19 protein-coding genes and 1 pseudogene are annotated in these 18,009 nt (G+C 67.6%); 12 read left to right on the top strand and 8 right to left on the bottom strand.

What is annotated here, in order from left to right; all coding sequences use genetic code 11:
• Positions 1-33 precede the first annotated feature (33 nt).
• Positions 34-2,013, top strand: a complete 1,980-nt coding sequence (locus ACIBCN_RS00815; RefSeq protein ID WP_396989365.1) for a TPM domain-containing protein — start codon at positions 34-36, stop codon at positions 2,011-2,013.
• A gap of 44 nt (positions 2,014-2,057) precedes the next feature.
• The gene (locus ACIBCN_RS00810; RefSeq protein WP_396989364.1) at positions 2,058-2,876 is read left to right on the top strand and encodes a MerR family transcriptional regulator; all 819 of its coding nucleotides are present in this window, start codon (positions 2,058-2,060) and stop codon (positions 2,874-2,876) included.
• Between the two features lie 86 nt (positions 2,877-2,962).
• On the opposite strand, the gene ACIBCN_RS00805 is transcribed toward ACIBCN_RS00810, so the two are convergent.
• The gene (locus tag ACIBCN_RS00805) at positions 2,963-4,405 is read right to left on the bottom strand and encodes a molybdopterin-dependent oxidoreductase (protein ID WP_396989363.1); all 1,443 of its coding nucleotides are present in this window, start codon (positions 4,403-4,405) and stop codon (positions 2,963-2,965) included.
• A gap of 126 nt (positions 4,406-4,531) precedes the next feature.
• Between ACIBCN_RS00805 and ACIBCN_RS00800 the strand changes: the two genes are divergently transcribed.
• Positions 4,532-4,927: a PPOX class F420-dependent oxidoreductase gene (locus ACIBCN_RS00800; RefSeq protein ID WP_396989362.1), complete on the top strand. Its 396-nt coding sequence runs from the start codon at positions 4,532-4,534 to the stop codon at positions 4,925-4,927.
• Between the two features lie 36 nt (positions 4,928-4,963).
• Here the strand turns inward: ACIBCN_RS00800 and ACIBCN_RS00795 are convergent, their stop codons facing one another.
• Positions 4,964-6,223, bottom strand: a complete 1,260-nt coding sequence (locus tag ACIBCN_RS00795) for an acyltransferase (protein WP_396989361.1) — start codon at positions 6,221-6,223, stop codon at positions 4,964-4,966.
• Positions 6,224-6,285: 62 nt separating this feature from the next.
• Here ACIBCN_RS00795 and ACIBCN_RS00790 point away from each other — a divergent pair, with 62 nt between their 5' ends.
• Positions 6,286-6,894 (top strand): TenA family protein, encoded by a 609-nt coding sequence (locus tag ACIBCN_RS00790; RefSeq protein ID WP_396989360.1) that lies wholly within the window; start codon positions 6,286-6,288, stop codon positions 6,892-6,894.
• 157 nt (positions 6,895-7,051) lie between these two features.
• Here ACIBCN_RS00790 and ACIBCN_RS00785 read toward each other — a convergent pair whose 3' ends face one another.
• The gene (locus ACIBCN_RS00785) at positions 7,052-7,972 is read right to left on the bottom strand and encodes an NADP-dependent oxidoreductase (RefSeq protein ID WP_396989359.1); all 921 of its coding nucleotides are present in this window, start codon (positions 7,970-7,972) and stop codon (positions 7,052-7,054) included.
• A gap of 134 nt (positions 7,973-8,106) precedes the next feature.
• Here ACIBCN_RS00785 and ACIBCN_RS00780 point away from each other — a divergent pair.
• Positions 8,107-8,896: pseudogene (locus ACIBCN_RS00780) on the top strand (DUF899 domain-containing protein).
• Between the two features lie 55 nt (positions 8,897-8,951).
• Positions 8,952-9,404, top strand: coding sequence for a DUF1707 domain-containing protein (locus ACIBCN_RS00775; protein ID WP_396989358.1), 453 nt, complete (start codon positions 8,952-8,954; stop codon positions 9,402-9,404).
• A gap of 50 nt (positions 9,405-9,454) precedes the next feature.
• Here ACIBCN_RS00775 and ACIBCN_RS00770 read toward each other — a convergent pair whose 3' ends face one another.
• Positions 9,455-10,846, bottom strand: a complete 1,392-nt coding sequence (locus ACIBCN_RS00770; RefSeq protein WP_396989357.1) for a glycine--tRNA ligase — start codon at positions 10,844-10,846, stop codon at positions 9,455-9,457.
• A gap of 223 nt (positions 10,847-11,069) precedes the next feature.
• Here ACIBCN_RS00770 and ACIBCN_RS00765 point away from each other — a divergent pair, with 223 nt between their 5' ends.
• The 3 genes from ACIBCN_RS00765 to ACIBCN_RS00755 all read left to right on the top strand — a co-directional run bounded on the left by ACIBCN_RS00765 (position 11,070) and on the right by ACIBCN_RS00755 (position 12,989).
• On the top strand, positions 11,070-11,420 hold the full coding sequence (locus tag ACIBCN_RS00765) for an ArsR/SmtB family transcription factor (RefSeq protein ID WP_378680133.1): 351 nt from the start codon (positions 11,070-11,072) through the stop codon (positions 11,418-11,420).
• Positions 11,421-11,423: 3 nt separating this feature from the next.
• A complete protein-coding gene (locus ACIBCN_RS00760; protein WP_396989356.1) occupies positions 11,424-11,870 on the top strand; it encodes a Fur family transcriptional regulator in 447 nt (148 codons plus the stop codon).
• A 138-nt stretch (positions 11,871-12,008) separates the two neighbouring features.
• A complete protein-coding gene (locus ACIBCN_RS00755; RefSeq protein ID WP_396989355.1) occupies positions 12,009-12,989 on the top strand; it encodes a hypothetical protein in 981 nt (326 codons plus the stop codon).
• A gap of 169 nt (positions 12,990-13,158) precedes the next feature.
• Here the strand turns inward: ACIBCN_RS00755 and ACIBCN_RS00750 are convergent, their stop codons facing one another.
• On the bottom strand, positions 13,159-14,133 hold the full coding sequence (locus tag ACIBCN_RS00750; RefSeq protein WP_396989354.1) for a hypothetical protein: 975 nt from the start codon (positions 14,131-14,133) through the stop codon (positions 13,159-13,161).
• Positions 14,134-14,235: 102 nt separating this feature from the next.
• Between ACIBCN_RS00750 and ACIBCN_RS00745 the strand changes: the two genes are divergently transcribed.
• Entirely contained in the window at positions 14,236-14,841 is a 606-nt protein-coding gene (locus ACIBCN_RS00745; RefSeq protein WP_396989353.1) for a TetR/AcrR family transcriptional regulator, read from the top strand.
• A gap of 4 nt (positions 14,842-14,845) precedes the next feature.
• Here ACIBCN_RS00745 and ACIBCN_RS00740 read toward each other — a convergent pair whose 3' ends face one another.
• Both ACIBCN_RS00740 and ACIBCN_RS00735 read right to left on the bottom strand, forming a co-directional pair.
• Complete coding sequence (locus ACIBCN_RS00740; protein WP_396989352.1) at positions 14,846-15,121, bottom strand: YggT family protein; 276 nt, start codon at positions 15,119-15,121, stop codon at positions 14,846-14,848.
• A 120-nt stretch (positions 15,122-15,241) separates the two neighbouring features.
• On the bottom strand, positions 15,242-15,817 hold the full coding sequence (locus ACIBCN_RS00735) for a methyltransferase family protein (protein WP_396989351.1): 576 nt from the start codon (positions 15,815-15,817) through the stop codon (positions 15,242-15,244).
• Positions 15,818-16,054: 237 nt separating this feature from the next.
• Between ACIBCN_RS00735 and ACIBCN_RS00730 the strand changes: the two genes are divergently transcribed.
• Together ACIBCN_RS00730 and ACIBCN_RS00725 are read left to right on the top strand one after the other, a co-directional pair.
• Positions 16,055-16,483: a hypothetical protein gene (locus ACIBCN_RS00730; protein WP_396989350.1), complete on the top strand. Its 429-nt coding sequence runs from the start codon at positions 16,055-16,057 to the stop codon at positions 16,481-16,483.
• Positions 16,484-16,845: 362 nt separating this feature from the next.
• A complete protein-coding gene (locus ACIBCN_RS00725; protein WP_396989349.1) occupies positions 16,846-17,010 on the top strand; it encodes a hypothetical protein in 165 nt (54 codons plus the stop codon).
• A 377-nt stretch (positions 17,011-17,387) separates the two neighbouring features.
• On the opposite strand, the gene ACIBCN_RS00720 is transcribed toward ACIBCN_RS00725, so the two are convergent.
• On the bottom strand, positions 17,388-17,993 hold the full coding sequence (locus ACIBCN_RS00720; RefSeq protein ID WP_396989348.1) for a response regulator: 606 nt from the start codon (positions 17,991-17,993) through the stop codon (positions 17,388-17,390).
• Positions 17,994-18,009: the final 16 nt, after the last annotated feature.

Here is an 18,009-nt window from a genome sequence, read left to right as displayed (position 1 = left end):
CCGCACGGACGGGTCGCGCGATAGATTCGTGCTATGTCGCTGCCGAATCGTGTTGCCCGCTGGACGTCCTGGGTGGTGCTCAGCGTGTTGTTCACCGGAGCAGCCCTGGTCGGTGCGCCGACGGCGGTGGCGGAGCCGCCGCTGCGGATGGACACCTACGTCGTCGATTCGGCGCAGGCGCTGAACGGCGGGCAGCTCGATCGGGTGCAGTCGGCGGTGGATCAGCTGTATGCCGACCAGCAGGTGCGGCTGTGGGTGGTGTACGTGCGCGATTTCGGTGGGCTCGGGCCGGAGGCGTGGGCGCAGCGCACAGCGTCGGAATCCGGGTTCGGCAATCGCGACCTGATGCTCGCGGTCGCCACAAAGGATCGGTCGTACTGGTTCTACGGGGAATTACCCAGCGGTGTCAGCGATGCCGAGCTGGACAAACTGCTGACGCGCGAGGTGGAGCCCGCCATGCGAGACGGTCGGTGGGCGGATGCCGGTATCGCGACGGCGGACGGGCTGAAGTCGGCGATGCGGGGCGGCGGCGTCAACGTCGGCTTTCTGCTCGTCATCGGCGTGCTGGTCGTGCTGGTGGTTGGCGGGTTGCTGTTGTTCGCGCGCAAGCGGCGGCGCGACCGGGCGAAGGACGAGCTCGCGGTGGCGCGCGCGGTGGACCCGGACAACACCACCGCGCTGGCCGCGCTGCCGTTGGCGGCGCTGCACGCACGCTCACGGGAGGCGCTGGTCGACATCGATAACGCGATCCGCACCAGCGCCGAGGAGTTGGAGCTGGCGACCGGCGAGTTCGGCACCACCGCCGCCCTGCCCTTCGACACCGCGCTCGATCATGCGAAAGCCGCGGCCGCCAAAGCCTTCTCGATCAGGCAGCAGCTCGACGACGACATCCCGGAAACGCCGGACGAGCAGCGCACGCTCTTGGTCGACCTGATCGGCACGGTCGGGCGAGCCGACCGCGAACTCGACGCCCAGGTCGCCGAATTCGACGCCATGCGCAATCTGCTGATCAACGCCGCCGATCGATTGGACGGGCTGACAAGGGATCTCGTCGAACTGAAGAGCCGCCTGCCCGCCTCCGAGGCGGAGCTCTCCCGGCTCACCGCCGCACACCCGGCCAGCGTGCTCGCCCCGATCCACGACAACGCGACCATGGCGCGCGAACGAATCATCTTCGCGGAGCAGAACATCGACGCGGGTCGCGCGGCGCTCACCCAGCCGGTGGGCAAGCAGGGCGGGGCGGTCGCCGCGATCCGCTCGGCGGAGGCGGCGGTCGGCCAGGCCCGCACGTTGCTCGACGGCATCGACAACGCGTCCACCAGCATCCAGCAGGCGCGCGACGGCCTGGCCGCGGTACTGGACGAACTGCGCCGCGATATCGCTTCCGCCACAGAGCTTTCCGGCTATGGCGGCGCCGAGCTGGCGGCCGCGACAGCAACCGCGCAGACCGCGCTGGACAAGGCGGCGGCCACCGCGACAGCCGACCCTCTCGACGCCTTCCACGACGCGGTCGCCGCCGACGGTGAATTGGACCGCGCCATCGCCGCGGCCACCGATCGCAAACTCGCCATCGAGGATCTGCGCCGCCGCCTCGACCAGGCGCTGACCGCGGCCCGCTCCCGGGTGAGCGCCGCATCGGACTACATCACCACCCGGCGCGGCGGCATCGACGCCGAGGCACGCACCCGGCTGTCCGAGGCGCAACGCAATCTCGATGCGGCACAACAACTCGGCGCCACCGATCCCGCGCGGGCACTGACCAGCGCCCAAGCCGCGGCCGACCTCGGCGGCCGCGCACTGCAGGCCGCGCAGGCCAGCGTGCGGGCCTGGGAAACGGCACAGCCGGTGTCGGGGAGGTCGCAGGCGGGCGCGGTGCTCGGTGGCATCTTGATCGACGGACTGCTGCGCGGCGCCGCGAGCGGCGGACGCCGATCCGGGTCGGGCGGCTGGGGCGCGGGCTCCTACGGCGGTTCCACTGGTTCGCGGCGGATCAGCCGCGGCGGCCGGTTCTGACGCTTGACCCTGACACCGTGTGAGGTCATAGACCAGGAGTCGTTATGTTCACCATCGGAGACTTCGCCAGACACGGACGGGTGTCGGTGCGCATGCTGCGCCACTACGACGCGATCGGGCTGTTACGCCCGGATCGGGTCGACGAGCACAGCGGCTACCGCTTCTACTCCGGCGGGCAGCTGGCCCGGCTCAATCGCCTTGTCGCACTGAAGGATCTCGGCTTCACCCTGGAGCAGGTCGGCCAGATCCTGGACGACCAGGTCAGCGGCGCGGAACTGCGTGGCATGCTGACCCTGCGCCGCGCCGAGCTCGAACAGCGCATCGCGGGCGACCGCGCCAGGTTGGTCCAGGTCGAAACGCGGCTCCGCATCATCGAGAAAGAGGGCGCCATGCCTGTGCATGATGTGATCATCAAGTCCATACCGGCGGTTCGAGTCGCCGAATTGTCCGCCGTCGCCGGTAGTTTCGAGCCGGAATCGATCGGCCCGGTCATCGGTCCGCTGTTCGAAGACATCTGCAAACGCCTGGAGCACGCCGGCATACCGATCGTCGGCTGCGGCATCGCGTATTACGAAGAGCGCGAAGACGGTACGGTGCTAGCCCACGCCGCCGTGCCGGTCGATCTCGACCCCGGCGAAGCCCGCGATTTCACCGTCGTCGACCTCCCCGCCATCCCCCAGGCCGCCACGGTCGTCCACCGCGGCAGCATGGACGAGGTCCTGGAACCCTGGCAGGCCCTAGGCCGCTGGGTCGACGACAACGGCTACCGCCTCAGCGGCCTCAGCCGCGAGGTAACCCTGGTCCACACCGAAGACCCATCCGGCTGGGTCACCGAACTCCAGGAACCGATCCGCCCCAAGTAACCCGTCGAAATCCGCACTCTCACTCGGGATCCGCACTCGGAATAGGGCCCTATCTTGGTACAGATCCCGAGAGAGGGTGCGGTTGCTCAGGCGTGCACGGTGATTGCGTGGTAGCCGGAGGGGCCGGTGGGGAATGAGGGGCGGTGCCGGCCTTCTTGGACTTCGCCGGAGCGGCTGATCGCGCGGGCCTGTATTCGGTGGTCGCCGGGCGGGAGTTCTACCGCGGTGCGCCAGCGGCGCCAGGCGGCGGGGGCGAGTTCAGTGGCGAGATCGGCTGGGTGCCAGTCACCTTCGTCGATTCGCACCTCTACGCCGGCGACGCCGTGGGGCGGGGCCCAGGCGACTCCGGCGATCGTGGTGGTGCCCGCGGCGGCTCGGCCGGGTGCGGTTACGTCGATGCGGGCCTGTGGTGTTATCCAGAGTGGGCCTGCTGGCCAACCGCGGCGCGGCCAGTAGTCGACATGGGTGTCGTCGGTAAGTTCCAGTTCGCCAAGCCATTTCGTGCCGGTATATTGGCCGTACAGGCCCGGCACGAAGACGCGGGCCGGGAAACCGTGCGCTGGGGTGAGTGGTTCACCGTTCATGCCGATGACCACGTAGCCGGGCCATTCGCCGGACCGCAGCGGTTCGATCGGTAGCGAGATCGTGTAACCGTCGACGGCTCTGGTGACCAGGCGGGTGGCGTCGGATTCCGGGATCGCGTGCTTCAGCAGATCGGACAGCGGCACCCCGAACCAGCGGCCGTTGCCCGCGCGGCCCGCACCGGGATGGTTGTGGATGCACACCATGACGGCGTCGAATTCCACTGCGTCCTCGGCCAATTCATGCAGCGTCAAGCGCAAGGGGTGCGCGACCTTGCCGGTGACGGACAGTCGCCAGTGGGCCGGATCGATCCGGGGAGGGCGCAGATTGACGTCGGCGACATACATTCGATGGGCGGCGGTGACCAGCGGGGACAGCCTTGGCTCGTCTTCCAGCCCGTCCTGCGGCACCACGCCCAGCGCGCCCATCGAGCCGATCCGTCGAATATCGTTGTTCTGCTTGCGGTCCAGATCGTGCTGCAGGGTGTGTGCGGCCGCGAACATCCCGGCGCCCGTCGCCAGCCAGCCCAGCGCGCCGAGCAGTCCATGCGGCCGCCTGCGCAAGCCCGCGGCGAGCACGCCGGAGGCCGCGACCGCACCGGCGACGGTCGAGGTCGAACGGGCCGACAGGCGCGTCGCCAACACCGCCGCACCGGCACCGGATGCCACGGCGACGGGTGTGCGCAGCCGTTCGGGCAGACCACCGAGCCCGACGGCGCCGGCGACCACACCCGCGGCGACCCCGAGCCGGGTGGCCACCTTGTCGTGCCGACCGGACATCGCGACGGCGGCCTCGACGACCGGCACCGGCACGGCATCGATGAGCGCGCGCCCGACTGTGTCGATCAGCGAACCACCCCTGGTCGCGGCGATCGCCTCGCCGACCCCGAGCGCCGCCACCCCGACGGCGGCCGCTCCGACCCTGCTCCGGTCTTCGTTTGTCAGCACCGCTGGCACACCCGCTTCCAACCCGATTGTCCGCTGTCACCCTGCATTCTGCCCGAACGGCGCACCGGCCAGCGCGTTTCACCCGGGGTAGGCAGGCCGTCGACCGCACACGATAACGTTCGAAACATGAACCACCCGCTAATCCCCGACAACTACGCCGACCTGCTCACCCGGCCGCTCTACGGACACCTGGCGACCCTCACCGCCAACGGCGACCCACAGGTCACGCCGATCTGGTACCTCTGGGACGGCGAGGTGCTGCGCTTCACCACGACCACCGATCGCCAGAAGTACCGCAACACCCAGAAACACCCTCAGGTAGCGATCAGCATCAACGACCCCGACCAGCCCTACCGCTACCTCGAAGTCCGCGGCGTCATGGAGGCCGCCGAGCCTGACCCCACCGGCGACTTCTTCGACGTACTCGCCCGCCGCTACGGCCTGGGTTACGAACCGCCCGTCGCCGACCATCCACGACGCGTCGTCCTGGTCATGCGCCCCACCCGCGTCAGCTACCAGTAGCACTGGCGGACATCGGCTTCACCTCAGCGCCCCCGGCTACTTGTCGAACTCCATGGCCGACAACGCGGTCAAATCTTTGCGCACCGCGGCGAGCAGCCGGTCCGCGGCGGCGACGCCGAGTAGGCCGACGGTCAGCTGGCCGTGAAAGGTGTAGACCAGGAAGGTGATCGCGGCGGAGGCGCCGGTCGAGGGTCTGGGATGTGCGGAGAGGTAGACGATTTCGTAGTCGGTGAGGGTGAGCCCGGTGGGGGTTCGGAATCGCGGCACGGCACCGGTATTGGTGATTGCGACGTGGCCGGCCAGCGAGTGGATTCGGGTCGGTCCGTAGAAGTCAGGGAAGTGCAATACCGACTGTTGGACGACTCCACTGGCCAAGTCGGCATGTAGTCGCGCCGAAATCTGTTGGGCCAGTTCGAGAACACTGCCCGAGGGATCGACCTCGGCGGCGAATGACGCGAGTCCGGCCATGTTGGTGCCCTCGGCGGGCGCCACTCGCGGATCCAGCCGCGACCGCATATCCACCGGGTACAGGCCGCCCAACGGCACCGGAGCGCCGGATGTTTCGGACGCGTAGGCACGCAGCAGTGCGGCCGTGATCAAACCGTTGACGCTGGCCCCCCGACGGTGGCCCAGTGCCACAATTCGCGCCGTCGCAGCTTCGTCCAGCCGAATTCGATTCGGCCGGGCAAGGGAACTGGGTGCCGAATCACCAACGGGGACAGGCGCTGCCGTCTCCGGCAGCGGCTTGGTCACATCCTCGAAGCCGGACACCGCACCCGCGACAATGCCACGCCGTGCCGCATGCCACTCCAACGACTGCGGATACTCCTGCGGCACAACGGTTATCGGCACCGACTCGACGACGTCGGTATAGAACCCCCAGAACCGCGACAACAGTTCGACGCAATGCCCAGCATCCGCGATGCTGTGATGCGCGAACAGGGTGACCCGCCACCGACCCGCGCCGGACGCCACCGCATCCAGATAGGCCAGCTGCGTCCCCGGGTCCACCGCAGTCCCCGGCAAACCCACAGTCTCCACAGCACCGCCGGTCACCGAGGCGCCAACCGGCGAACCCCTCGGGCGCAGTAGATATCCCGCCCCGGCGTCGTCTTCCTCGATCCGGCAGAGCACCACCGGAAACGCCAACTGCAATGCGGCGAAAGCCTCTTTCAACGCCGCGACATCGAGCTCCCCCGCCACCGACACCGACCGGCCGGTGTAGGTGCCGTGCCGGACAAACCGCTGTTCCGACGGCGCCAACACGCGCACCACTTCATCCTCATCCCGCAACACCTCGCAAGCGTGCGGCAACACCGGCCGGGGCGCAAACGAACGGATGCGCAAGACTGGATGACATGAGTCTCGCCGCGCATCTGGAAGAACTCGGCCGTCCCCTGGTCGAGCATCAGCTCGACCATCCCACCGTGGCCGGCATCGCCGCGGGCGACCTGCCCGAGCCGATCTTCCGTTCCTGGCTGGAGCAGGACTACCTCTTCCTGCTCGACTACGTCCGCGTGTTCAGCCGCCTGGCCTGGCAGGCCCCGGCCGCGCACCTCGGCGACCTGGTGGATCTGGCGCACGCCACCTATCACGACGAGCTCGCACTGCACCGTTCGCTGGCCGCGGAGTTCGGTGCCGACCTCGGCGGTGTCACCAAAGGTGTTGCCTGCAAGGCATATACGGGCTTCCTACTGGACTCGGCCGCCGATTACGCCGAGGGCCTTGTCGCCATGTACCCGTGTATGTGGGGCTACTCCACGCTGGGCGCGCGCCTCGCCGAAAACCCGCCCGCCGAGCCGCGCTACCGCCGCTGGGTCGACACCTACGCCGACCCCGCCTTCGCCGCCCTCACCCGCCGCTGCGCCCAGATGATCGACGAAGCAGGCCCCGATCCAGACCGCGCCGAACACCTGTTCCGCGAGGGCATGCGCCACGAACTCGCCTTCTGGGACGTCCCACGCTGAGCAGCGCCGGACACTCCCGCCGCTTGCCCATCGAGCCGTTACCGCGCCCTGGCGATCGAGGAAAGCGCTGCGCCAACGCGCTGTTCCTCGAAGGCATGCGCCACGAACTCGACGTCCCACGTTGAGCCGCGCCGTCCCCGATTACCGCACGCGGAAGTCAGGGTCGCAACACAATCTTGCCGCGGGTGTGCCGCTGCTCCAGTTCGCGGTACGCGTCCTGTACCTTGTCGAGCGGGTAGACACCGGCGATCGGCACCTCGATGGTGCCCGCCGCGGCGAGATCGGCCAGCTCGGTGAGCACATCGATGGTGCCCGCGGCAGCGTTGCCGTCTGCCTTCACGCCGTACTTCTGCACGGCGGCGAAGTTGATGATGGTGTCGATCCGCTCAACCGGCACACCCAGTTCCACGGCGATGTCCACATAATCGGCACCGAACGTATCGATGAACGCGTCCACACCATTCGGCGCGGCGGCGCGCAGCCGATCGATCAGCCCGTCGCCATAGGCGACCGGCGTCGCGCCGACCTTCCGCAGCCAGTCGTGGTTCGCCTCGCTGGCGATGCCGATCACCTCGGCCCCGCGCGCCCGCAGTAGTTGCACCGCGATCGAGCCGACGCCCCCTGCGGCACCGGACACGACGACCACATCGCCTTCGTTGGCCTCCACCGCGCGTATCGTCGCGAAAGCCGTTGTGCCCGCGACATACAACGAACCCGCGACATCCCAGTCCAGCCCGGCGGGCTTGGGCGTCACCTGTGCGACAGGCACCACAACGTGACTCGCGTGACTGGCACGATCGTCGGTGAACCCGAGCACTTCGGCACCGACCTCGATACCGCCGACCTCCGCACCGAGCTCGACGATCCGCCCCGCGAAATCGGTCCCCTCCCCCGACGGAAACGTCGCGGGCCACTGATCGTGCAACGCCCCGCCGCGGATGTACGCTTCGCCCGGATTGATGCCCGCCGCGACCACGGCGACCACCACCTGCCCAGGCCCGGCCGTCGGGGTCGGCACCTCGACCACCTTCAACTCATCGATCTCGCCATACCGATCGAACTTCACCGCTCTTGCCATGTCGAGCTCCTCGTTTCGGTGACTTAAGGCATCCCGAGCGTCAACGGCCCGCCCGGCCCGGTTAATTCCCGCGGCAGCGGGTTCGAAAACTAGCGACGTCAATCCGGCTGAACGCATTCGCGTGCCGCCCACCGATGCTTTCTCCGCTACCGACACGTCTACCCACACAGACCACTGTTCCCGAATCGAGGGAGAACCCCATGAACCGTCCGGCCGTCGCAACCCGCGACGAATGGCTGACGGCCCGCAAAAGCCTGCTGGCCGAGGAAAAGGCGCTCACCCGTCGACTGGACGAGCTCGCCGCCGAACGCCGCGCCCTGCCGATGGTCGCGGTCGACAAGGATTACGTATTCGAAGGCGCGACAGGCAAACTCACGCTGAGCGAGCTGTTCGAGGACCGCCGCCAGCTCATCGTCTATCACATGATGTGGCGCTGGGATCTGGACGCGGGCTGCCCGAGTTGCGCGTTCCTCCTGGACAACGTCGGACACCTCGCCCACCTGCACCACCAGCACCTCGTTCGCGGTGGTATCGCGCGGGCCATGGGACACGGTGAGTCGGTACCGCGAGCGCATGGCCTGGACGTTCCCGATGTACTCCTCGTACGGCAGCGATTTCAACTACGACTACCACGTCACCCAGGACGAGTCGGTCACGCCGATCGAATACAACTTCCGCACCAAAGACGAGATCGAAGCCAGCGGACAGGACTGGCAACTCACCGGGGAACAGCCAGGCACCAGCGTCTTCTGGCGCGACGATGACGGCGCCGTCTTCCACACCTACTCGTCCTATGCTCGCGGCGGCGACATCCACATCGGCATCCACAACTACCTGGACCTCACCCCGCTCGGCAGGCAAAAACACGTCGGCGAGGCCGTACACCACGACAGCTCCGACTCGGCCGCGCCGCACTGCCACTGAATGTCGGGGCGCAATTGAAGCGCGGATCGTCCGCGACGGCCCTACGCTGGCAATCGTGGGTGCGGAGAATGTGCGGGCGTCTGATGCGGACCGCGAGAAGATCGTCGAACAATTGCGGCACGCGATGAACGAGGGCAGACTGACGCTGCACGAGTACGACGATCGGCTGCAGCAGGTATACAGCGCCAGGACCTACGGCGAGCTGACGCCGGTGCTGGCCGACCTGCCCGCGCAACGCGGTTCGCGCGCGATGGTGCCGACCAGCCGGATCCCGCAGTGGGTCGTGATCATGTGGATCCCGTGGGTCTTCGTGAACATGCTGACCCTGTTGATCTGGGTGGCCACCGGCGCGGGCTACTTCTGGCCGTTCTGGGTGGCGGTGCCGTGGGGCATGGCGCTGCTCATCCCGACGGCGATCGGAATCACCGTGCGCGGCAACGGCTCCGGGTCGCAGCGTCCGGAGCTACCGCCGACACCACCGACGCCGCCGCTCCCGCCGAAGCACTGAACGACGAACGGCCCGCACCGATCACCCGGTGCGGGCCGTTCGTGAAAGCCTCAGGAACCCAGCAGATGCTGGGCCAGGTAGCCCTCCACCTTGTCCAGCGCGATCCGTTCCTGCGCCATCGAGTCCCGCTCGCGGATGGTCACCGCTTGATCGTCGAGGGTGTCGAAGTCGACGGTGATGCAGAACGGGGTGCCGATCTCGTCCTGCCGCCGGTAGCGGCGGCCGATGGCACCCGCGTCGTCGAACTCCACGTTCCAGTTCCGGCGCAGCTGTGCGGCAAGGTCTTTCGCCTTCGGCGTCAGATCCGCGTTGCGCGACAACGGAAGTACCGCCGCCTTGACCGGGGCGAGCCTGCGATCCAGGCGCAGCACCGTGCGAGTGTCCACGCCGCCCTTGGCATTCGGCGCCTCGTCCTCGGCGTACGCGTCGACCAGGAACGCCATCAGCGAGCGGGTCAGACCGGCCGCGGGCTCGATGACATACGGCACGTAGCGCTCGTTGGTGGTCTGGTCGAAGAAGCTGAGCTCGGTGCCCGAGTGCTCGGAGTGCGTCTTGAGGTCGAAGTCGGTGCGGTTGGCCACCCCTTCGAGCTCACCCCACTCGTTGCCCTGGAAGCCGAAGCGGTACTCGATGTCGGTGGTGCCTGCCGAGTAGTGCGACAGCTTTTCCTTCGGGTGCTCGTAGAGCCGCAGGTTGTCCGGGTTGATGCCGAGGTCGGTGTACCAGGAGAAGCGGGTCTCGATCCAGTACTTGTGCCACTCCGCGTCCTCGCCGGGCTTGACGAAGAACTCCATCTCCATCTGCTCGAACTCGCGGGTGCGGAAGATGAAGTTGCCGGGGGTGATCTCGTTGCGGAAGCTCTTGCCGATCTGCGCGATACCGAACGGCGGCTTCTTGCGCGCGGTGGTCATCACGTTCGCGAAGTTGACGAAGATGCCCTGCGCGGTCTCGGGCCGCAGATAGTGCATGCCCTCCTCGGACTCGATCGGGCCGAGGTAGGTCTTGAGCATCATGTTGAAGTCGCGCGGCTCGGTCCATTTGCCGACGGTGCCGCAGCTGGTGCAGGCGATCAGCTCCATCGAGACGGTGTCCGGGTCGTCGATCTTGTGCTTGAGCGCGTACGCCTCCTGCAGGTGATCCTGCCGGAAGCGGTGGTGGCAGTTCAGGCACTCCACCAGCGGATCGTTGAACACACCGACATGGCCCGAGGCCACCCACACCTGGCGCGGCAGGATCACCGACGAGTCGAGGCCGACGATGTCCTCGCGGCTGGTGACCATGGACCGCCACCACTGCCGCTTGATGTTCTCCTTGAGCTCGACGCCCAGCGGACCGTAGTCCCAGGCCGATTTGGTGCCTCCGTAGATCTCACCGCTCGGGTACACCAGACCCCGGCGCTTGGCGAGGTTGGCAACGGTGTCCACCTTCGACTTGGGTGCCACTCGAGAATTCTCCATCCACTACGAGTCGGATTGTGCGTTCAGGCCTTTGTTTTGCGTGTACGCAACGATACGAAGACAGACTATCGGCCCTGCCCAACCGACTTTCCACCGCACGGGCAACCTCTGGCGCGGCACCATGAACGGGCACACTCCGGCGCGCCCGTTTGACATGCGCAACTGTGCATATCAAAATGGAATCGCTTTCCATTAAGGAGTTGGTGCCATGACCGCCGAGACCGCCACCGCCCATCCGCACAACCCGTACCGCTCGCCCGCGCCCGCGCCGGTACCGGCGCGCACCGTCCTGGAGGACGCGGGTGAGCTGCTGCGTGCACTGGCCGCACCGGTGCGCATCGCCATTGTGCTGCAACTGCGCGAGTCGCCGCGCTGTGTGCACGAGCTGGTCGACGCGCTCGGGGTCACCCAACCGCTGGTGAGCCAGCACCTGCGCATCCTCAAGTCCGCGGGCGTCGTGCACGGCGAGCGGTCCGGTCGCGAGGTGCTCTACGAACTCGTCGACGACCATCTCGCGCATATCGTGGTCGACGCCGTCGCGCACGCCGAGGAAGGGTAATTCGTGCCAGAGAACAGTGTCGTGCCGCAGAAGGCGGTCGGCATCCGCAGCACCAGACAGCGCAGTGCCATCGCCGCACTGCTCGGCGACATCGAGGAGTTCCGCTCCGCCCAGGAGTTGCACGACGAGTTGCGCAAGCGCGGCGAGGGCATCGGCCTGACCACCGTCTATCGCACGCTGCAGTCGCTGGCCGACGCGGGCATGGTCGATGTGCTGCGCACCGGCTCCGGCGAGTCCGTCTATCGGCAATGTTCCACCGGGCACCACCACCACCTGGTGTGCAGGCATTGCGGGCGCACGGTCGAGGTGGAGGGCCCCACCGTGGAGGCCTGGGCAGGCGCCATCGCGCGCGAGCACGGCTTCATCGAGGTCAGCCACACCATGGAGGTGTTCGGCACCTGCGAGTCCTGTGCGTCGGCGGGCGACGGCGACGGCCCGACCACGATGTAGTCCACGCTTCGGTTCACTCAGCGGACCGAGCCCTGGTTAACACTGCTCCTTCCCGTGCAGATTTCAACGCGAACCCACGAACGCCCGGCCGACCCGGGTGTCGCGCTCTGGGGTTTGCATATTTCCGGGAGGCTCAGCGTGCGTACGACCCTGATTTCATCTGTAGTTCCGGCGCGTAACCGTCGAATCCGCACCGCCGCAGTAGCTGCGGCGATGCTCAGCGCGGCCGCGTTGGTCCTGACGGCATGCAACGACAAGGACGGCGCGGCGACCCCGGTCTCGGCGACACCGGCGACCAGTGTGGCCGCCAACGGCACGCCGGGTAGCAACAACGCGAGCCAGTCGACGGTGCGGACCGTCGGCAAGACGGGCTGGTTCGAGGGCTTCGACATCACCGTCAACAAGGCGACCGTGGTGCCCGACGAATTCGGCGGCGCGAAGGTGCTGATCGACATCACCTACAAGAACACCACTCTCGACAACGAGACGATGAGCAACAACACCGCGCTGCTGGTCGGCAACGAGGTCGACGGCGGCGCGCTGTGGGACAACCCGACGGTGCCCGGCGGCGGCTCGGCCGCGGGCAAGGTGACCACATCGGTCAAGTCCGCCAAGGACGCCGAGCACCTGATCGACACGATGACCGTGGTGTACGGCCAGGCCGCGGACAACCAGACCAAGATCCCGCTCAGCGCCGCCGGCAAGGTGGACAGCGTGCAGCCGAAGACGCTCCCCGTCACCGGCACGCTGGTGCAGGACCAGACCACCATCCAGGTGACCGCGGGCAAACTCAGCCCGAGCTACACCAAGGACGAGCACGGTAAAGACGAACTCGCCTTGCACATCAAAATCATTGGTGGATCCGGCATCTCGGCCGGTGGCCTCAACATCTTCACCGAATACTTTTCGCTGAAAACCCCCGACGGCCAGAGCATCGTCGCCAACGACCGCAGCCCGATCAACGAACTGCTCGACGCGAACAAGACCATCGACAACGCGAAGGACTACGTCGTCTTCGTCGTGCCCGCCCCGGCAACCGGCAGCTACGTCCTGACCTACAACAGCCAGAAGGAGGAGGGAGCGGCCACCGCCCCCACCCTCGCCTTCACCGTCAGCTGATCCGCACCAGGCCGAAATCGCATTCGGTCCACGACTGAGCCGCTCGAACGGCCCCGGAGAATATCTCCGGGGCCGTTTTGCCGGTTCACCTGGTCTCTTCCATCAACGCCACCTTCGGTAACGAAGACCTGATCGAGGCGGTGCCGCCGGTAGATTCCACGCAGACGACTCAGCCAGCGGCGACCGAAACTGTTGCGGGGGCGGAGGTCTCGGCGGGGCGGCGGCTGAGCAGTGCACCAAGGGCGAGGAGCGCCAAGGCGGCGAGTGCCCAAATCAGGAGTACCACAAGTGGTTTGCCCGCGCCCGCGCCGTCGAAGAAGGCGACCGAGCGGAGCAGCGAGGCGGCGGCGCCAGGCGGGAGGAACTGGCCGATGGCGCCCCAGGGCTTCGGGAGGAGCTCCGGGGCCGAGGTGGCGGCGGAGAACGGGTTGCCGATGAGCAACATGGTGAGCGCGGCGATGCCGATACCGGCCCGCCCGATCGCGGTGGAGAGTCCGACGACGGCACCCGCGACGGCGAACGAGACGAGGCCGGCGACGGCGGACAGTTCGAGGTAGGAACCCGGCACCACCGACATCCAGCCCTGAATGATCTCCATGCTCAGCAGACCGCCCACCACACCGAAGGTGACCAGCCCCAACGCTTTTCCGCCGACCGTCGGGATCAGCAGGCTGAGCAGCACGCCCGCCGCGATGCCCGACAACGCCAACGGCAGCACCATCGCGCCGAACGCGGTGCCCCGCGGATCGTCGGAGTCGGCGGCCACCACATCGTCCACCCGCGGTGCCGGTCCCCCGGCCAGCTGCTGGCCGATCTGCGTGAGTTGTTGCGCGACAGCCGGACTCGCGGCGGAGGCGATCAGGACGCGCGGCGGTCCGTCGCCGGTGACGATGGCGCCGTATACCGCTCGGTCTTCGATGGCGGCGCGCGCGGCGGCTTCGTCGGCCGGGCGCGCGATGTCGAACGCGTCCGGGTTGTGCGCGGCGAGCTGGGTCACGACCAGGTCGGCCTGCGGGCCGGTGACGGCGATGGGTAGGTCGCGCGGGGCGATATTGGCGGCGGGCCAGGCGAAGGCGATCAGCATCAGCGCTTGGAGCAGTGCGGCGCCGACGCCGACGGCGAGCGCTCGCTGGGTGGTGGTCATGACGTTCTCCCGTAAATCGAATGACCGTTCTCTTTCGATGGACGTATCGTCGCCCGCGCCCCGGAACTTGTCAAGAACGGATGTTCGTTTTACTTTGTAGGCATGCCTAAGGTCAGCGAAGAGCACCTGGAACGCCGCAGACAACAGATCCTCGACGCCGCGCGCCTGTGCTTCGCCCGCAAGGGCTTCCACGAGACCTCCATGCAGGACGTCTTCGCCGAATCGGGATTATCCGCCGGGGCGATCTACCGCTACTTCAAGAGCAAAGACGATCTCATTGCGGCGCTGGCCACCCAGACGACGGTGCCGTTGCGCGCGCTGATGACCGAACTGATCCACGCCGATCCCCTGCCGACGCCGGACCGTTTCGTCGCCGCGATGGCCGAGCACATGGTCGCGAACAGCGGACCCGAGGGCCCGCTGCGACTAGCCCCGCAGGCGTGGGCGCTGGCATTGGTAGACGCCGATGCCGCCGAGTACGTCAAGGACGCGATCCTCGGCATCCGCGGCTGCTGCTACGAATACACCGAGCGCATGCGCGACGCGGGCTGGCTCGCCGCCGACGCCGACACGCATGCGACGGCCACCGCCCTCATGGGCGTGCTGCCCGGATTCATGTTGCAGCACTTGATAATCGGCGACCTCGACCCGCAGACCCTCGCCCGTGGTCTGCGCACCCTGCTCGCCTACGACGGCCCCGCCGCCTGACGCGTCAGAGGCTGAACGCGATCCCGCGCAGCACCAGCGCGACGATGAACACCACGGTGAAGGCAAGGTCGATGGACAACCCGCCGGCCCGAATGGGCTGAAGCACCCGCCGGACCGGCGCGATCACCGGCTCGGTCGCGGCGTGCGTCAGTTCGCGGGGACGGTTCGCCCAGCTCGGGCTGTTGCCGAGCGCGGCCATCCAGTCGAACACCATCCGCGCCAGCAGCAACACGATGAACACTGTTAACACGTAGCCGAGCAGGGTCCCGATGAGGCTCATTCCGCACTCCTTTGTGGTGGCCGGGTTGGCCTTCTCACCAGTCTCAACGCTCCAGACCGGACGAAAAGTGTCGCGTTTGCCGGATTCTCAGATGACTATCAGCGAGCGGATGACGAATGATTACCACAGGCCGGGGACAAGCCGTTTGGTCCCCGCTCGGTATGTCTCGTACGGGCGGCCGATGGTCTCGACCAGCGCCCGCTCTTCCACGTCGATCCGTCTGCTCAGCGCGAACACGGGCAGCGCGACGGCGATGAGTAGCGAGAGCCAATTGCCCGCGGCGAGGCCGAGGCCGGTGGTGATCAGCAGGACGCCGGTGTAGGAGGGATGGCGCACCCAGCGGTACGGCCCACGATCGACGACGGTCTGGTCGGTGTCGACCTCGACGGTCGTCCGGAACGAGCTGCCGAGCACGGTGATCGCCCAGACTCGCACGACCAACCCCAGCCACATGATCGCGAGCCCGGCGATCTCCCACGGCAGGTGTGCTCGACCCGGTAACTGGAACGCACTGGTCGCGGGCAGCAAGGCCGCGACGACGACGGCACCGTTGACGGCGACCGCGACGAGCAGCACGATGGTCAGCCGGGTGCCCCGGTCGTGCTCGGTCGATCCCTTGCGGCGCAAGCGATCCCGCAGCCGCAGGGCGATCTCGAGCGCCAACCACATCCAGGTGCTGACGATGGCAGCATTCACGACACACGCTCCTTCGACTGGTTCATCCGGCCAGTACAGCGAGCAAACACCAAAAGCCGTGGCGGCACATCAGGGACGTCCCTGATTCGGTAGCGGCGAGACCGGCCAATGCGGATAGACCCCATGGAACTACCGGCCCGCCGATCCGCGCCGGGCCATTGATCGCGGACACCACCTGTGCAAGTGTCGGGACGGCCCCTCGCGGGGAAATCGGTTTTGTCGGAAGGGAAAACTGCTGTGACCGTTTCAAAGAAGACCGCCGCCACGCTGACCACACTCGGCGCGCTGACCGCCGCGATCGCACTCGCCGCCCCGACCGCGGGGGCCTCGGTCACCCGCGTCGACGTCGCACCCGGACTGAGTTTCGGTAGCTCAGGTGGTGGCTACGGTGCGGGCTGCTCCTACACGGTCACCGCGACCGCGCGACCCGGCGCAACCGTGACCTTCCTGGACGACGTCGAGGGCGGACGGACCATCGACACGTTCAAGCCGGTCACCCAGGTCGCGGACGCGTCCGGTAAGGCGAGCACGACCTGGACCCCAGCCAAGAAGGGCAAGCACGATATCTGGGCGGCCGAGTACATCCAGGGCGAGTCCTACATCATGACGACGGTGAACGTCGGGACCGGCATCAACCTCGGCCCCGCGTGCGTCGTGCTGCCGTAATCGCCTAGCGCACAGCCGATGTCAGCCGCAGACCGCGCATGCGGCTGACACGTGTCCGGCCACAGCCGGGTGGCAAGCGATCCACCTAGCCGTATTCGCCTGTCTCCGTGCTGATCTCGTCCGTCAGCTAGGCAACGAGATCGGGGTGTCGATCGGCCGATGGCCCGGTCGGCCATCGATCGCCGTGCGTGGCACGGCCATCCGCGATTCGACATGGCGGCTGGCCGTGCCAGTGATCAACGGGGCGCCGGACTCGGTGTCGGCGTCACGGTCGGCGGCGCAGGCGCTCCGGGCGCCGAGCCGTTGTCGCCCGGCGCACCGGGACGGTCCCCACGACCCGGCCTGTCGCCACGCTCGGACCGATGCATTCTCGGTCCCTCATCCCGCCCGAAACGATGGGCGGCTGTCAGCTGATGCCCGCCGTGGTGATGACCATCGCCACCGCCGACGGCCAGCCCCGCGCCGAATCCGACACCGCCGATCACCACGGCGACCAGCACCGCGCTCGCGATCCGCAACGGGCGTGAGCCCCGCCAGCGCGCCGCCAGCCGCGATGGCGGCTTCGGTGCCGCCGCTGGATTCGTATGCTGCGCCGGGGCATTTTCCCCGGTGTTTTCCGCTTCTGCCATGACTGCGCCTTATATGTGAATTGTCCCGACCTGAACCCCGACCGTACGAGCGAAGGGTGGGACTCCTCTGCGGATCTGTTGTGTAAGTCCTGTGTGCGCCCTCTCTGCACTGCGCGCCTCTGCAGCTCGACGGCCCGCCAGGCGCGCGCCGTCGATACCGACCGCACCCGGGTCGAACTGCCGTAATCGCCTAGGACGCGGATGTGCCTGCTGTCCGGCGCACACCTCCGGTCCACCCCGAGTGTGTCCGACAATTCGAATCGGTTGCCAGGACGTCAGAGCCAGCCGAGGCGTTCGGCGGCGCGAACGGCTTCGGCGCGGGTGGAGGTGCCCGTCTTGCCGATCGCGGCCGAAAGATGGTTACGGACAGTGCCTTCCGAGAGGTGTAGTTGTTTGGCGATGGCGCCCGCCGTCGCGCCTTCGGCGGCGGCGGACAGTACCTCGCGTTCACGTTCGGTCAACGGCGAGGTGCCCGCGGTGAGGGTTTCGGCGGCCAGGGCCGGATCGACCACCCGCAGGCCCATCTGGACCCGGCGGACCGCGTCGGCCAATTCCCTTGCCGGAGTGTCCTTTACCACGAACCCACTGGCACCCGAATCGATCGCGCGGCGTAAATATCCGGGTCGGCCGAAGGTGGTCACCATCAGCACGCGAACGTCGGGGTACGCGGCGTGCAGCTGCGCGGCGACCGAGATGCCGTCCAGGCCGGGCATTTCCACATCGAGCAGCACTACGTCGGGGTTCGTGCGGGCGACGGCGTCGACCACCTCGTCACCGCGGCCGACCTCGCCGACCACCTCCAGGTCGGATTCCAGTCCGAGCAACGCCGCGAGCGCGCCACGGACCAGCGCTTGGTCGTCGGCGAGCAACAGCCGGATCATCTGTCCCACTTCCTGT

This window comes from Nocardia sp. NPDC051052, assembly GCF_044456045.1.
Taxonomy (GTDB): domain Bacteria; phylum Actinomycetota; class Actinomycetes; order Mycobacteriales; family Mycobacteriaceae; genus Nocardia.
Note: the sequence above shows the minus strand (reverse complement) of the source record. Positions and strands in the feature narration are given on the sequence as shown.

Excerpts from the sequence above, each read along its gene's own strand:
- ACIBCN_RS00745 (WP_396989353.1), top strand. The coding sequence starts at position 14,236 with ATGCCTAAGGTCAGCGAAGAGCACCTGGAACGCCGCAGACAACAGATC.
- ACIBCN_RS00750 (WP_396989354.1), bottom strand. The coding sequence starts at position 14,133 with ATGACCACCACCCAGCGAGCGCTCGCCGTCGGCGTCGGCGCCGCACTG.
- ACIBCN_RS00815 (WP_396989365.1), top strand. The coding sequence starts at position 34 with ATGTCGCTGCCGAATCGTGTTGCCCGCTGGACGTCCTGGGTGGTGCTC.
- ACIBCN_RS00725 (WP_396989349.1), top strand. The coding sequence starts at position 16,846 with ATGCATTCTCGGTCCCTCATCCCGCCCGAAACGATGGGCGGCTGTCAG.
- ACIBCN_RS00810 (WP_396989364.1), top strand. The coding sequence starts at position 2,058 with ATGTTCACCATCGGAGACTTCGCCAGACACGGACGGGTGTCGGTGCGC.
- ACIBCN_RS00785 (WP_396989359.1), bottom strand. The coding sequence starts at position 7,972 with ATGGCAAGAGCGGTGAAGTTCGATCGGTATGGCGAGATCGATGAGTTG.
- ACIBCN_RS00800 (WP_396989362.1), top strand. The coding sequence starts at position 4,532 with ATGAACCACCCGCTAATCCCCGACAACTACGCCGACCTGCTCACCCGG.
- ACIBCN_RS00790 (WP_396989360.1), top strand. The coding sequence starts at position 6,286 with ATGAGTCTCGCCGCGCATCTGGAAGAACTCGGCCGTCCCCTGGTCGAG.
- ACIBCN_RS00720 (WP_396989348.1), bottom strand. The coding sequence starts at position 17,993 with ATGATCCGGCTGTTGCTCGCCGACGACCAAGCGCTGGTCCGTGGCGCG.
- ACIBCN_RS00740 (WP_396989352.1), bottom strand. The coding sequence starts at position 15,121 with ATGAGCCTCATCGGGACCCTGCTCGGCTACGTGTTAACAGTGTTCATC.
- ACIBCN_RS00765 (WP_378680133.1), top strand. The coding sequence starts at position 11,070 with ATGACCGCCGAGACCGCCACCGCCCATCCGCACAACCCGTACCGCTCG.